This window comes from Providencia sp. NPDC089933 (assembly GCF_049545585.1).
Classification (GTDB): Bacteria; Pseudomonadota; Gammaproteobacteria; order Enterobacterales; family Enterobacteriaceae; genus Providencia; species Providencia huashanensis.
The window spans coordinates 337719-352910 of sequence record NZ_JBMWDT010000003.1; the positions used below are offsets into that span (position 1 = coordinate 337719).

The window sequence follows — 15192 nt, forward strand, 5'->3', positions numbered from 1 at the left end:
AGTTCGGGTTGTGGCTAGGCGGCAAAAGAGGATGTCTTGGGGAGCATACAAAAGTATGTGACCCAAGCAGCCGAGTGCAGCCAACACCGCCACAGCGCAAACCATAAAATATCGATACCAATATTCAAAATAGTTCGGGTTGTGGCTAGGCGGCAAAAGAGGATGTCTTGGGGAGCATACAAAAGTATGTGACCCAAGCAGCCGAGTGCAGCCAACACCGCCACAGCACGAAATATAACGAATATTTAGCGTTCCTCGTGCTTCAAGCCCCCGCTCAACACACACATCACCCCCATGAGATCCGCGTGACGAATAGCCACCTTCGCCCTTGCATACACCTTTGGTTTCGCATGATATGCAATACCCAGCCCTGCTTTACGGATCATCTTCAAGTCATTTGCCCCGTCGCCGATTGCCACTGTTTGTTCGATAGGTATTTCCAGTTTTTCAGCTAGTTTGACCAACGTTTGGGCTTTATATTTTGCATCGACTATTGGCCCTTTGACTTTACCAGTCAGTTTGCCATTTTTAACTTCGAGCTGGTTAGCAACTGCGGCTGCGAGTTTTAACCGCTGCTGCAAATCATTAGCAAAGAAAGTGAACCCACCAGAAGCTATCGCAATATGCCAATTCATGGCTTGAAGTTTACGCACCAAATTAGTCAACCCTGGCATCAAAGGCAATGTTTCCAATACTTGGTCAAGAATTGACGCATCTGCACCTTCTAGTAAGCTAACGCGTGCGCGCAAGCTTTCGGTAAAATCTAGCTCCCCTTGCATTGCACGCTCTGTCACCTCTGCGACTTGCTCACCAACACCGGCTAAACGAGCAATTTCATCAATACATTCAATTTGAATGGCAGTTGAGTCCATATCCATCAATAACAGACCTGGTGAACGCAAACGTGGAATTTGCCCTAGCGGTACCACATCTAATAAACATTCATCAGCGAGCTTTTTAATCCTAGGGGTAATACTCCCAGCGATTCTGACAACTTGGTAATCATCAATACGCCATGAGGACACAATCACAATCGCGATCCCTAATCGCTGTTGGAAATTACTGATCCTAGCTTTATCTAATCCACGGCCATATAGTAGCCACCCACTGTCACCTGCACGGTAATCCAGAGGCATCACTTCTTCACCACTCAAAGAAAGTGGCAAACCGGGCCATTTTTGGATCTCGTCGGGTAAATAACAATAGGTCAAACTCGTTGACATGAAAATTAGCTCCTGTAATCGATGTAATCTTTATTTTAATGATGAGTTGCGAGTAGCCGAACGAAGCCACTATACTTAACGCCAACGCCTTAGTTTTTGCGCCGATTAACTATGTATACTATTTAAATCTTATATACCGCTGCAATTTATACCTTAAATCACTCATTTTAGGTAGTGAAGTGCCGCTAACAATACGATAACCTGAAGTATGACGGATATACTGACAAAGAGCATCAACTAACCAAATGAAACAAACTTTTAGGCTACATAAAACAGTCATTATTGTTATCTGCATTGCGCTGGTAACCTTACTTATGCATGGTGTTTCATATTTGGGTAATAGCCAAAACCAAAACCGAATTGAACAGTTTAAACAATTGACCTACGTGCTCGCAGAACAAGTCGCTTTCAGCTTATCCGATTATATTGTCCCCGGCAGCAAAGATTTTAATTTAGACCGAATTAATGCCAATTTAAATAACATTGCAAAAGATAAGTATATTTTAGATGCCAGCATCTACACTGCCAATGGCGTTCTTGTGACACAAGTCGGCGAACCTGCCACCGTAAAAGAACGGCTAGCTATCGATGGCAATTCATCACTACAAAACTTTCAATATCAATTAGTTGTACCAATCCAAGGGGCAAAAGAGCCAAAGGGCTATTTGCGTTTAACTATCGATACCGAGTTACTTTCTGCTGAAATTCAGCAAGCAGATAACAGTACGAATGTATTAAGGATTTTTATTCTGTTCGCTTTATGTATCGGTTTTGTTTTAGCCAATACATTATTGCGTTTAAAGAAAAAGAAAGGCCACAAACAGCCACCGCCATTAGTGGTAAATACTGAAGATAACCCTGAAGAAAACGAACCTGATGACCTTACTAGCAAAACAACAATAAAACCTAAACCAGCCCGTCTGAGACGAAAAAAAGAACCTAGGCCTTACCGTCCAAAGCGGCCTGCCCCCAAAAGCAAGCCTCCTCAGGCCGATAAATAACTGTTAATTTTAAATCGAAGTAGTATCAAACACGATTGGTGCAACAAATTCGACTCGCCCATCCACCAACAGTGTTTCTGGTGGCATAGGGAAAGGTGCTGCACGTGAAATTGTGGCTAAGGCTTCTTTGTCCAATATTTTAGTTCCCGATGAATTAAATAAACTGGCAGTAATAACCTCACCTTTACTGTCCACAACCACTTTTACCTGAGAAACCCCAGTTGAACGGAAACGCAGGGCCGCACGTGGGTAACGTTTTGACTTTGCAATACGCTGATGGACTTCACTCTGCCAGACTTGGTGACCGCTTAGTGCAGCAGAGGCATTACTGGAAAAATTTGCCCGACTACTCGCTTCACTCCCCGACGCGGGAGCAGAGGTTACTGTAGACTCTTGATCTGCAGTAGGAACCTCTTCAAGCACTTTTTTCTCTTGTACTGTTTTCTTTTTCGGTGGGCGCTTTTTCTCACTAACTTTGGTTAACGTCCCATTATCTACGATGGCAGTTTCTGGTAATTTTTCCGTTTTTTCAACTACCTCTGGCAAGACTTCTTCATGCGTTGTGACTTGCTGCTTTGGCGCATGGTTAACCTCAGGCTCAGCCTGCTGCTCTAACTGGTATACCCCGAGTTGTAGTGAAATTGCAGGTGGCAATACCCCTGTTTTCGGGATTGAAGTAGTAAACCATCCGATGAAAATGACTGCCAGTGTTCCATGGAAAAGACAACTTAAAAACAAACCGCCCAGTGGACGGAAAATCGGGCGCTCGAACTTGCCCGTCATACTGCTCATATTCTGCCTCACGACTTTATTTTTTGTTAATTATAGGCATAATACAAACAAAAATGATATTCATTATTATTAGTAAAAACACAGCCTGAAAAATAACCCATTGATTTAATTACAAAAGCAATCTGAGCAGATTATTAATCAGCACAATTCATCGGTCCCCACTCCTTGTTTGTGCATTTTATGATATTAACACCAGCAAAATGACTATTGATAAATCCCTTGCCCGCAAAATTAGCGGAGCATATCAGTCAACATATAGCCAGCTTGTGCGCTTTTTCCGCAATCGGCTAGATAACAGCAATGATGCTGATGATTTATCACAGGATGTGTTTACACTATGGCTTAATCGCAAAGAAAAAACACCAGTAAAAGAGAGCCGAGCTTACCTATTTAAAATTGCTAATCATGTTTTAATTGATCACTGGCGACGCAACCAACGTCAAACGACATCAGAAACCCCCATTGATGAAGTCATACATGAATTCAATCTTGAACAAAGGCAAGCTGATCCCAGTGAAATTCTGGAACATCAGCAACGTATCCAGCTGTTAAGTGACGCTCTCGAAACATTACCCCCTCGCCGACGAGAAGCTTTTTTACTTTATCGTTTTGATGGGTTATCTCAAAGTGAGATTGCTGAGCGAATGGAAATTTCAATCAGTATGGTGGAAAAACATATTGCGGCAGCACTAGTTCATTGTAAAAAACACCTTGATAATCAGGGCAATAACCCGTAATGACACATAATTCTTTGCAAACATCAGATGATGCAAACCGTATTGATGAGGAAGCGGCGCTGTGGTTTACTCGCATGCACAGCCAACGCATCAGCGCACTTGAAACCGAGCAATTTAAGCAATGGCTCGCGGCTTCGTCTGAACATGCCAAAGCTTATGATGCGATTGCCGCTGTTTGGCGGGAGTTTGACATGCTCCCCCGCCCTGCCAGTGTCGAATTTACAGAGAAAAAACGCCCTTTTTTTCGCCTTTGGCGCCCTTTGGGGAATACCTTAGCGGCTGTTTTTATTGCTGCTGTTCTATTCTTACCCTACAGCCACCTGCCTTCAATGTTACTTAATAACATGACTTTAGTCGCTACAGACTCCCCTAAAGAAGTCACATTACCAGATGGCTCCCAGTTATTTCTTAATCGTAATACCCGTATTCATGTGGCCTACGAAACCCCAGTCCGTAATATTTCACTTGAAAAGGGAAACGTTTATTTTAAAGTAAAATCAAACCCTTACCGACCATTTATTATCCAAGCGGATAAAAGACGCATTCAAGTCGTTGGCACTGAATTTGAAGTCAATAAAGTCTCACAGCAAGTTTCAGTGAATGTTAGCCAAGGCATTGTCAGCTTTGAAAATACTGACAATGGCCAGCCTATTTTTTTACTGGCGGGGGATAGCGCCGTTAGCCCTACGCCAAATAGCCAAATTACGCGCCAACATATTGACGCGTTAGAAGTTGCCCGCTGGCGTTTTGGTGAATTGGTATTTGTCGATAAACCGCTATCTGAGGTACTTGATGAATTAAGTGGCTATTCGTCAGCCCATGTCGAGCTTTCGCCAGCAAGTTTAGCCAAGAGTAAAATCTCTGGTCGTATTAATTTGCGCCACCCTGAACAGTTCTTTCAAGCTCTCCCATCATTATTACCCGTACAAGTCGTGTATCAAGATAAAAATAACATATTGATTATTCAGAATAAAAAAAATAAATGAAAAATATTTTCATTTGCAGGTGAGGATAATTCTCATTTCACCCTCTTCTTAAGTAGTCATTCTTTTAATGACGCATTTTTCGCACACTTTTTGTGCAGCTTAAGAATAAGGGATATCTATGTCAATTCAGTTTACTCAAAGCCGATTAAGGCCGCTCGCTCTTGCTGTCGCGGTGAGTAGTGCCATTGTTTGTCAATCAGCTTCTGCGCAAGAACTTACCTTCTCTTTACCAGAGCAACCCCTTGCTAAGTCTGTTGCTGAAATTAGCCGCCAAGGGCAAATCCAGTTGCTATATGATAAGAGCCAACTTAATGGCCTACGAGCACCTGCATTATCGGGCAACTACTCCGCACAAACCGCATTACAAAAAATACTTATCGGTAGCGGCTTAGAACTTGTCAATGAAAATGGTGTTTTTGTTATCCACCAGCAGAATTTAAACCAAGGCACATTGGTTTTACCGGAAACCCAAGTGTCTGGTGTGATACAAAACCACCCTGCGACCGATGTTATGTCAGCACCGCAATATGTGACTTCTGAAGAAATTAGCCAAAAAAATACGGGCGATGGCAATATCACCGATTTAATGAAGACTAATCCAGCAGTGCAATTTGCCAACAATGACAGTAATTCAATGAACCAAGGGGAAATCAAACCTTCCCGTATCTCAATCCACGGCTCAAGCAGCTACCAAAACGCCTATCGCCTTGATGGAGTAAGCTTTAACAACGATTTTGACCCCGCGGACAATGGTCTTGGTGAAACCTCAACCCGTTTGAGCAGTAGCGACCAAGGGATCTACATCGATAGCCGTCTTATCGACAGTATGACGGTGTATGACAATAACATTCCTGTCGAATTTGGTGGATTTACGGGGGGAACGGTAGAAGTAAATAGCCGCCGCTGGCAAGGGGAAAATAGCGCTCACGCGTATTATCGCTTAACCCGCTCCGGTTGGAACAACCTTTTCCACGATTCCACTCAAGGTATTGATACATCAAAAAATGACACATCCAATCCTGCTCGTTTCCAAAATCGCTATGATAAAAGTGACTTTGGTGGCTGGTTTGAAGCGGGTGTAACCGATAATTCAGGTATCGTATTTTCTGCCTCTCGCCGTAGTTCTACTATTCCAATGACTGTCGTTGGTGGTGAAGCTTATGTGCTTGAAAATAACCAAATCGTACCTTTTGACGGTTTTTACGGTAAAAAAAACCAGCGCCGTATCTCTGATAACTACTTTTTAAAATATTCGATAGATTTATCAGAGAAGAGTTCATTAGATTTGTCTGCCAATTATGCTAATTACGATAGCCGCCTCTTTTCATCAACGATTGCCAATTCAGGATATGACTCAACCCATGATGGGCTTGGCTTCACTGCTGTGTACAAACAAAAATTTGACCTCGGCCAGCTTGAAGTTACCGCAAGTACACAAGACCTGAAAGATGATCGTAAAAATGATCAAAAATACTCTCTAACAATACGTGCATTCGATGACAACTGGAACATGGTTGAACAAAACAGTGGCGGTTTAGGAGACTTGGAATCAAAACAAAAAACTCACGGCTTAAAAACCGTGATGCGCTTTGATCCTAAAGAAGATGCTTTAGGTTTAACTCATACTTCCACTTTAGGGGCTGAGGCGAATTATACCAAAGGGACTTATGTCCGAGATCGTGATTATTTCCGTTATACCTATACCGGAGAGATTGGGCTAGACAACATGTACTCAGGGTACCTTAGCAACATAACGCGTTTCCGCCAAGGCTCATATTCTGCAGATTATACCAACTATGCCATTTTTCTTGATGACAGTATTCAATATGGCAAATTAACGCTACGTCCTGGAGTTCGTCTCGATCGTGATGATTTTGTAAACCGTACCAATATTGCTCCTCGTTTAAGTGGGATCTACGATGTCTTTGGGGATGGCAAAACCCAAATTATTGCGGGGGCTAACCGTTATTATGGCCGCTCAATGCTGACTTATGCGCTATATGGTGCACAGAATGACGGTATGCAAAACTGTATGGCATATAGCGAATCAATGGCTTGTTCTCTAAATCCAAACAAAAATGATTGGGATAACCAAAAAGATTATGAGGGGCTGGAGTCATTAAAAACACCGTATAACGATGAACTTACTCTTGCATTACAACAAGATATTTTATCCACCACATGGCGTTTACAATATGTGCATCGTGAAGGTTATGATGAAGTCAGAAACCGTACCAAGTATGACAATCCCCGAGATCCAAATACACGCAGTATCCGTACTTTTGATAATGGCGGTCGCAGCTCACACGACACCGTAACCCTTTCCGTTAATAATAGCCAACCTTGGGAATGGGCTGATGCGTCTCATGTTATGACAGCGTCTTTCACATGGCAGCAAACAGAAAGTAATACGCCAAAAGATGCGGGTTACAGCTCATATGACCCTAGCAATCGCGTTAACCTCGATAAAGTCTCTTACAACGGCAAAATTATCGATGCATCAAAATTACCGTCTACCAGTTTTAACTCACCAATTAAACTTAATCTAGAGATGACCAGTGTTTGGGATGACTACGACGTCACTTGGTACAACCGCCTGCAATGGTGGGGAGCTCGCTCTCAAGCCGTTCGCTATGACAATGCGTACGATTTTGACCCTGAATATGGTCAAGTTCGTAAATACACCAAACAACACTTCGCAAGTAAATACACATGGGATACTCGTCTAGGCTGGAAACCTGACTTCGCTTACGGTTTTGGCGTTTCAGTTGAAGTCAACAACGTATTGAATAATAGAAATATATCAGATCGCTTTACATACGATAACCGTGTCATTAAAGCCTATGAGCCGGGTCGTCAATTCTGGTTACAAGTGAATTATGATTTTTAAGTCATAGCTGCAATGTGAGCAATTAACACAATATTAATCATTAAATTAAAACAACAAATGAATAAAACGTCATGAAGACACTGAAACAATTTTTCTATTTAGTTAAACCTTTTTGGGGGCAGCGTGCTGCCCTTTTGTGCTGGATACTCCTGTTTGCCTCACTTGGGCTCACACTGTCCTCAGTTTGGTTCAACGTCAAAATGAATATGTGGAATGGGGACTTTTATAACGCCCTACAAAAACTCGACGGCCAAGCGCTGTATGGTTTATTGCAATACTTCGTGATCTTAGTCAGTGGGCTAATTTTTGTCGTCGTGATGGGTAACTACCTAAAGCAAATGTTAATTATCCGTTGGCGCAAAGGCATGACCGAGCAAGTACTTAGCCGTTGGTTGTCACCGAACAGTAAACACTACCTACTAAGACTAACATCCCAAGAGCCCGATAACCCAGACCAACGTATCGCCGAAGATATTCGTTTACTGATTGAATCGACATTAAATTTAGTAGTGACATTCCTCCACTCAATGTTAACGCTGATTTCATTTGCTGCGATTCTTTGGACATTGTCTGGCAGCCTATCGTTTAATTTTGCCGATAGCGACTGGACCCTACCCGGCTATATGTTCTGGGCATGTATTATTTATACCCTAATTGGTATCGCGCTTACTCAATGGATTGGTTTTCCACTACGCCGTTTACATATGGATAAACAACGCCGTGAAGCCGATTACCGTAGTGCATTAATTAATTGTCGCCAACATGGCGATGCCATCGCAGGGCAACGTGGTGAGACCCAAGATAGAAAAGAACTGATGGGGCGCTTTGGTGAAATTATTAGTAACTGGAACCGCCTGATCCGCTGCGAACGAAACTTATCTTTCTACACTGTTGGTTACCAACAAGTCACCGCTTTAGCACCTGTATTACTCGCTCTTCCTAAATTCCTTGCGGGTGAAATTATGTTGGGTGGCTTAATGCAGCTACGCCAAGCGTTTACCAGTGTTGCCACTTCACTCGGTTGGTTTATTTTTGCCTATAAAGAAATCGCAGCATGGCAGGCAACGGTCTCCCGTTTATATAATTTTGTTGTTTTATTGGAAAACGATAACAAGGCTATAGTGACTCTCGACGAAAAATCGCCACCACTGCAGGCTAAATTATCAGTTTCTACCGCAGACAACCGCTGCTTAATTAATTCTGTGAATATAATTGCCAAGCAAGGCGAATTAACCTTGATTAGTGGCCGTTCCGGTATTGGTAAATCGACTTTATTACGTACACTTAGCGGACATTGGCCATTTTTTAACGGTACCATTACCCGAACAGAGCAAGTTATGTGGGTTCCACAGCGCCTTTATCTGCCCATAAGTCGTTTGGATAACCTACTGGCTTACCCTAAAACGACATCTCAATTCAGTCAGCAAGATTTTCAATATGCGTTAACTTTAGTTGGCTTAGAAAAACTGCATCATCAACTAGCACTCGAAACCGATTGGAATAACCGTTTATCTGGTGGGGAACAACAGCGGATTATGTTTGCGCGTTTATTGCTCAACCGACCAAAACTACTTTTATTAGATGAAACAACCTCGGCCCTTGATGACAACAGTGCTTTAGAGCTAATCGCCCTATTAAAAGCAGAGTTGCATGACAGTGCCATTGTCTTAGTAAGCCATCAAAGCTTTGTTGCTCAGTTTGCAGAACAACAACTGCATCTCACCGAACCTGTGAGTAAAGACCTTTTGAATACAGGAACACCTGAATATGCTTCATAAAATAGCCCTCACCATAATAGCCAGCCTAACGGTTATCGGTTGTGTATCCATCAACCCAACTTCAAACAACCGCTTACCAGTGCGCAATGACCTTCAGCACTATCAGCTTGAGAATGGACTGCAAGTTTACCTTCTACAACGTAATCAACCGGGCGTTGAGCTGCGTTTATTAGTCGGCAGTGGCTCATTACAAGAAAATGAACAGCAGCTTGGCCTTGCGCACTTTACTGAACATATGGCCTTTAAAGGCACCAAACACTTCCCGGGCACGACCGGTTTCAAGCAGCTTGAGCACCAAGGGTTAAAACTTGGTAGTCATGTTAATGCGATCACCAGTTTAAATTCCACGCTATATAAATTATCACTACCAGAAGCCTCGACAGCACAAGTTGCCATTGGCTTACAAGTAATGGCAGATTGGGCGTCAAATATGACATTTGACCAAGATGCTTTTGAAAAAGAACGTCCAGTGATTATCGAAGAATGGCGTTTACGTCAAGGAATGGGCTATCGCATCAACGATAGTTTAGAAAAATTACGTTACCACGGTAGCCGTTACGCTGAACGCAACCCCATTGGTTCATTAGATATCGTACGCAATGCACCGATTGAGCAAGCGAAAAACTATTATCAAACATGGTATCAACCTCAACGAATGTCGCTATTAATTATTGGTGATTTTAATAGTTCATCAATACGCAATCAGGTTGATAATTTATTTGCACTCCCTAAACCCGAAAAAGTGGCAGAAGATAACCCACAATGGAAACAATTCGCCCATTCAACCAATATGTTAGTGCAAGGAGTGTTTGATAAAGAGCAAGGGGCGCGTTATGTGCAATTTGCGTTACAAAAGGATGTCAGCGCACCGCTAAATACGCGCTTAGGACAATCCGAAGATTTACTAGATAACCTCTGGTTAGCCATTTTAAATCAACGCTTTTCCGTCATAGTCGATAATGGCATCTTGCCCTCCATTAGTATCAATGAGCAAGGGTCGATGCTGGATAACCGACGCCTTCAACAGTTGATGATTATTCATCCAAAGGGTAACGATTACATCGGGGCAACCCAACTGTTATTCACTGAATTGCAGCGCTTAGCCACGGAGCCTGTAACTCCTGAAGAACTGGAAACGGCCAAACAAGCCATGCTGAAAAAATTCAGCCTGCAAGCGGCTTCAGAGCAACGTTATAGCAATGAATATATAGCAGGGCAACTGACAACGGCACTTGAATACGACATGCCAATGTGGAATAAACACCAGCAGTTAGATAACAGCTACCAGTTGATAAAATCTGTCAAACCGCAGGACTTACAACAACATGTCGCTAAGTTCCTACAAACTGCCTCCCCGCGTTTAGCATTAATTGGCCCCGATACTGATGCCACGACAATGGACAAATCGGCATTTAATCAGCAATGGGTTAAAATACGCCAAAGCACACCAGGACCATTTACGTTGCGCTCCAAAGCGATTCAATTACAGCTACCTCAAGTTCCCAAAGGTGATATTGTTGAGCAATCTAAGCTGCCCGTTGAAAAAACAGAACATTGGACATTAAGCAATGGCATTCAGGTAATTGTTAAGGCAGATAAAAACCTGAAAGATGATATTCAGTTTAATTTGCAGCTTCCGGGAGGGCGTTCTTTAGAAACGGCTCAAACTTCGGGGTTAACTGATTGGGCGTTGAAGCTGCCAGAAAGCAGTGGCTACGGTAACTACAGTGCTCGTGATTTGGCTTTATTTGCTAAACAAAACCAAATTTCTCTGCGCCCTTATAGTGAATTACTGACTCACGGTTTTCGTGGTAAAGCGCCAGCTGATAACTTAGAAACCGCATTGCAATTGTTGCATTTAAAATTAACCGCACCGCAATTTAGCGGTGAGAAATTAGAACAACAAAAACAATCCTTAACATTGAACCTATCCAAAACCCCCGTAGAACGTACTTTCCTCGATAATATTAATCAAGAAAGCTATCACCACGGCGAACTATTAGTCATCAAACCACAAGGAAGCTGGCAACAATTTACGGCGCAACAGTTGCAAAAAACCAACCGCCAACTAGTGACCTCTACAGCAGATATGACGTTGGTTATCTCAGGGGCCATAAACAGTCGTGACCTCAAACCAATATTAGAAAAGTGGTTAGCGTCTCTCCCTGCGAGCGACCAAAAACTAAAATCTCGTGACCAAGGCATCATGCCAAAAATGGCCAGTTTTAATAAAACTTATCCCATCAGTAGTAGTGATAAAAGCATGGTCAGCATTCAATTCGCCTCACCTGCGATGTGGTCACAGCAAGACCAACTTGCAATACAACTGATTGATACGATTGTTAGTCAGCGTTTACGTGGTGAGTTAAGAGAAAAAGCCAGTGGTATCTATGCGCTCGGTTTTTCACAAATGTTAGCGAAAAAACCACAGCCTTATTACCTTGCTCGCTTGAATTTCACCACCTCTCCAGAACGTGCTGAGGAAATGACGCAAATTGCCCAAAAAACGATTGGGCAAATTCGTCAAACCGGTGTGAGTGAAAAAGAGTTAACCGAAGCAAAAAATATTTGGCTGACAGAAAATGCACAAGTCACTGATAGTTCAAGTTATTGGACCGAAGCTCTGGCACAGATTGCCGCTGATGATGGGCAATACCAGCGTTTAAACCAACAGCAAAGTATTATTCATCAACTCACGGTTAAGGATATTAATCGTTTATCTCATCAATATTTAGGGCAGAATTCAAAAGTGTTTATGATGACGCCTTAATTCAGTCATTAAGGTTAGAAAGCCAACAATATATTGTTGGCTTTTTTATCCAGCACTATCATTATTGCTATTCAAAAACAAAAGATTTTTTTTACCTCTAAATAAGCTTTTTTTATTTTTTTTATGAGAAAAAATAATTTACATTCAATAGTATTTAATAATCGCTCCCGTAAGCTTTTAGGTTTCTTCTTGAGATCATCGAATATACGGACAGGCTTGACTATTGCAGTCTTTATTTTTATATAATCACCAAGATTACTCTCAATTCTATTCAGCGTTGCCTGCGGTAAGATCTCAAATGCATATTCGTATAACTCATTTAGTTTCTTAATAAATACTTCTGGTTTCTCTTCTCTCTTCAAACTCAAAACATTCTCTCTAAAGTGAATAAATAGCTTATCGGGAACATCTTTTATTCTACTCATTTCAGAAATTTTTTTAGTTAATTTATTATATAACTGATTAGCAACATCAATCGGTTCTGGTATTTTTATAGTTTCTTTTGGTAGCGGAGGAAGAGGTTTTAAATCAATACATTCTGTATTTTTAGCTATCTCCATTGGTTCTTTTAAATAGCTAACAATGAATTCATTTGTAACATATTCTTTATCTATAAAAAGCTCATAAAAGTCATAAATTTTAATAACAACGTCATCCGAAGATTTCGTTTTTTTCATTTCTCTAATTGTTTCTTTAATGAGATCAATGCTTTTATTGTCTACTTTATTATTTTTCAATAAGCTATAGAAATTTTCTTCTATTTCATTTGGAATGGTAATCGCTTCCATCAATGGCGGCCATTCCGTCCTCTTAATGACTCTTATTCTATATTCATTTCTTTCAAGTCCAACTTGAGTTAGATTATTACCTTTCAATACACCGTGAAGAGGTGGCTCTGCATATTTAATATCATCAATATTATTTTTATTCTTTTCTCTTAGATTTATGGGCGATAATTTTGGAGTCTGTTTAATATTTTTAATTTGTTTAGTAACATATTTTTTAACTTTTTTTGGAGCACTCTTTATGTGAACTTTTTTCATTGTTAAACTAGTGAAAAAATTTTTTTTACTCATTGATTCAAGCATGATAATTCCTCTGAATAAATTACTGAACGCTATATAGCCAAAATCGTATATCTATTTATTATGTTGTGATATCAGATAGCGATTTTGTTTATTTTTAGTCACTCAATTTGTAATGCCTTTCATGACGTTGATGACTATCGATTGACAGATTATCGTTTTAATGTGATTAATATTCTTATAATAAATAACGATAAAGAGATTCTATATGAATAATGTAACCATCCGCAGAGCAACACTGGACGATGTCCCTGCAATCACCCAAATGCACGCTGACTATTCGGCATATGCCAATACATTACAGCTTCCTTATCCAAGCGAAAAAATATGGGAAGCCCGGCTAGGCACGAGTGATCCGTTGGTAACACAATTTGTTGCCACTATTGATAAGGAAGTTGTAGGTTTGCTAGTCATTAGTCAGCCTAACCAAGTGCGCCGTCGCCATGTCGCCACTTTCGGTATTACCGTCAGTGAAGCTCACCAAGGCAAAGGTATTGGCTCACAACTGATGCAAGTGATGGTGGATTATTGCGATAACTGGTTGAATGTGCGCCGTATTGAGTTAGAAGTATTTGCGGCAAATGGCAGTGGTGTTGGGCTATATGAAAAGTTTGGCTTTGAACTCGAAGGCCGCATGAGAGACTATGCGTTTCGTGATGGGCAATATGTCGATGCCGTGATGATGAGTAGAATCAAAAAATAGCGATAAAAAATGCCACACAATAGGTGGCATTTTAGTGCATAATGAAAACATCTAACGACTATTTGTCGCCTAATAGCACTGAATCTAATGCAATTTCAATCATCTCATTGAACGTAGTTTGACGCTCTTCTGACGTGGTTTGTTCACCCGTTTTGATGTGGTCAGAAACGGTACAAATCGTTAATGCGCGCGCACCAAACTCAGCCGCCACACCATAGATACCTGCAGCTTCCATTTCAACCCCCAGAATGCCGTACTTTTCCATCACTTTAAACATATCAGGGTCTGGTGAATAGAACAGATCCGCAGAGAACAAATTACCAACGCGCACATTCACGTTTCTTGCTTTTGCTGCTTCAACCGCATTGTGGACTAAGTCATAGTCTGCAATCGCTGCAAAATCATTTTCTTTAAAACGTTGGCGGTTAACACGCGAATCCGTACAAGCGCCCATACCTATTACAACATCACGCAGTTTTACATCATCCATCACTGCGCCACATGAGCCCACACGAATAATCACTTTTACACCGAAATCGGTGATCAGCTCTTTTGCATAGATAGAGCATGAAGGGATCCCCATGCCGTGACCCATAACAGAGATTTTGCGACCTTTATAAGTCCCTGTAAAACCTAACATGCCACGCACATTATTGACTTGGCGAACATCCTGAAGGAAAGTTTCAGCGATGTATTTTGCACGTAATGGGTCGCCTGGCATCAAAACGACATCAGCGAAATCACCCATTTCTGCATTAATATGTGGAGTTGCCATGATTATTTCCCTTTAAACGATTAAATATTGTTAAATTAATAAGGTGGTCTCCCACCTTATTATTAAAAAAGATGACAGCAAAGCCTTGCCCATTACCTTTAATTCCCCGCCATTACCCTAAATAATTTAAGTTGTAGCAAGGCGGCAAGTAAAACCATCCCTATGAGCATACACAAGTATGTGATTAGGGTGGTTTTGTACAGCCAACGAACTACAGCTAAAAGCATGACGACAAAACTCGCCCATCGCCCTTTAATTGCTCGAAATTACCCTAAATAATTTGAGTTGTAGCAAGGCGGCAAGCTAAACCATCCCTATGAGCATACACAAGTATGTGATTAGGGTGGTTTTGTACAGCCAACGAACTACAGCTAAAAGCATGACGACAAAACTCGCCCATCGCCCTTTAATTGCTCGAAATTACCCTAAATAATTTGAGTTGTAGCAAGGCG

Annotated in this window: 11 protein-coding genes; 7 read left to right on the forward strand and 4 right to left on the reverse strand. The window is 41.4% G+C overall.

What is annotated here, in order from left to right:
• Positions 1-245 precede the first annotated feature (245 nt).
• Positions 246-1223, reverse strand: coding sequence for a phosphoserine phosphatase (serB, locus tag ACPEH5_RS06970; protein ID WP_042847010.1), 978 nt, complete (start codon positions 1221-1223; stop codon positions 246-248).
• Positions 1224-1468: 245 nt separating this feature from the next.
• Between serB and ACPEH5_RS06975 the strand changes: the two genes are divergently transcribed.
• Complete coding sequence (locus ACPEH5_RS06975) at positions 1469-2224, forward strand: AhpA/YtjB family protein (protein ID WP_042847011.1); 756 nt, start codon at positions 1469-1471, stop codon at positions 2222-2224.
• Positions 2225-2233: 9 nt separating this feature from the next.
• On the opposite strand, the gene ACPEH5_RS06980 is transcribed toward ACPEH5_RS06975, so the two are convergent.
• The gene (locus ACPEH5_RS06980) at positions 2234-3016 is read right to left on the reverse strand and encodes an energy transducer TonB (RefSeq protein ID WP_281110697.1); all 783 of its coding nucleotides are present in this window, start codon (positions 3014-3016) and stop codon (positions 2234-2236) included.
• 200 nt (positions 3017-3216) lie between these two features.
• Between ACPEH5_RS06980 and ACPEH5_RS06985 the strand changes: the two genes are divergently transcribed.
• The 5 genes from ACPEH5_RS06985 to ACPEH5_RS07005 all read left to right on the forward strand — a co-directional run bounded on the left by ACPEH5_RS06985 (position 3217) and on the right by ACPEH5_RS07005 (position 12177).
• The gene (locus ACPEH5_RS06985; RefSeq protein ID WP_048608459.1) at positions 3217-3753 is read left to right on the forward strand and encodes an RNA polymerase sigma factor; all 537 of its coding nucleotides are present in this window, start codon (positions 3217-3219) and stop codon (positions 3751-3753) included.
• Positions 3753-4739 carry a FecR family protein gene (locus ACPEH5_RS06990; RefSeq protein WP_281110698.1) on the forward strand — a complete coding sequence of 329 codons (987 nt, stop codon included), beginning with the start codon at positions 3753-3755 and terminating at the stop codon, positions 4737-4739. Before ACPEH5_RS06985 ends, ACPEH5_RS06990 begins: the two co-directional genes overlap by 1 nt.
• A 118-nt stretch (positions 4740-4857) precedes the next feature.
• Entirely contained in the window at positions 4858-7629 is a 2772-nt protein-coding gene (locus ACPEH5_RS06995; RefSeq protein ID WP_166687404.1) for a secretin and TonB N-terminal domain-containing protein, read from the forward strand.
• Between the two features lie 71 nt (positions 7630-7700).
• Positions 7701-9407 carry an ABC transporter ATP-binding protein/permease gene (locus tag ACPEH5_RS07000; protein ID WP_166687405.1) on the forward strand — a complete coding sequence of 569 codons (1707 nt, stop codon included), beginning with the start codon at positions 7701-7703 and terminating at the stop codon, positions 9405-9407.
• Complete coding sequence (locus tag ACPEH5_RS07005; RefSeq protein ID WP_281110699.1) at positions 9397-12177, forward strand: M16 family metallopeptidase; 2781 nt, start codon at positions 9397-9399, stop codon at positions 12175-12177. The genes ACPEH5_RS07000 and ACPEH5_RS07005 overlap by 11 nt, the downstream gene beginning before the upstream one ends.
• 71 nt (positions 12178-12248) lie before the next feature.
• On the opposite strand, the gene ACPEH5_RS07010 is transcribed toward ACPEH5_RS07005, so the two are convergent.
• Positions 12249-13265, reverse strand: coding sequence for a hypothetical protein (locus ACPEH5_RS07010; protein ID WP_210814260.1), 1017 nt, complete (start codon positions 13263-13265; stop codon positions 12249-12251).
• A 205-nt stretch (positions 13266-13470) separates the two neighbouring features.
• Between ACPEH5_RS07010 and ACPEH5_RS07015 the strand changes: the two genes are divergently transcribed.
• Positions 13471-13965 carry a GNAT family N-acetyltransferase gene (locus tag ACPEH5_RS07015; protein WP_042849056.1) on the forward strand — a complete coding sequence of 165 codons (495 nt, stop codon included), beginning with the start codon at positions 13471-13473 and terminating at the stop codon, positions 13963-13965.
• Between the two features lie 58 nt (positions 13966-14023).
• Here ACPEH5_RS07015 and deoD read toward each other — a convergent pair whose 3' ends face one another.
• Positions 14024-14740: a purine-nucleoside phosphorylase gene (gene deoD, locus ACPEH5_RS07020; RefSeq protein ID WP_004914779.1), complete on the reverse strand. Its 717-nt coding sequence runs from the start codon at positions 14738-14740 to the stop codon at positions 14024-14026.
• Positions 14741-15192 lie beyond the last annotated feature (452 nt).

Bases quoted from the DNA above. Each gene is read 5' to 3' on its own strand.
- serB (WP_042847010.1), bottom strand. From the start codon at position 1,223: ATGTCAACGAGTTTGACCTATTGTTATTTACCCGACGAGATCCAAAAA.
- ACPEH5_RS07005 (WP_281110699.1), top strand. From the start codon at position 9,397: ATGCTTCATAAAATAGCCCTCACCATAATAGCCAGCCTAACGGTTATC.
- ACPEH5_RS06995 (WP_166687404.1), top strand. From the start codon at position 4,858: ATGTCAATTCAGTTTACTCAAAGCCGATTAAGGCCGCTCGCTCTTGCT.
- ACPEH5_RS06980 (WP_281110697.1), bottom strand. From the start codon at position 3,016: ATGAGCAGTATGACGGGCAAGTTCGAGCGCCCGATTTTCCGTCCACTG.
- ACPEH5_RS06975 (WP_042847011.1), top strand. From the start codon at position 1,469: ATGAAACAAACTTTTAGGCTACATAAAACAGTCATTATTGTTATCTGC.
- ACPEH5_RS07000 (WP_166687405.1), top strand. From the start codon at position 7,701: ATGAAGACACTGAAACAATTTTTCTATTTAGTTAAACCTTTTTGGGGG.
- ACPEH5_RS06985 (WP_048608459.1), top strand. From the start codon at position 3,217: ATGACTATTGATAAATCCCTTGCCCGCAAAATTAGCGGAGCATATCAG.
- ACPEH5_RS07010 (WP_210814260.1), bottom strand. From the start codon at position 13,265: ATGCTTGAATCAATGAGTAAAAAAAATTTTTTCACTAGTTTAACAATG.
- ACPEH5_RS06990 (WP_281110698.1), top strand. From the start codon at position 3,753: ATGACACATAATTCTTTGCAAACATCAGATGATGCAAACCGTATTGAT.
- ACPEH5_RS07015 (WP_042849056.1), top strand. From the start codon at position 13,471: ATGAATAATGTAACCATCCGCAGAGCAACACTGGACGATGTCCCTGCA.
- deoD (WP_004914779.1), bottom strand. From the start codon at position 14,740: ATGGCAACTCCACATATTAATGCAGAAATGGGTGATTTCGCTGATGTC.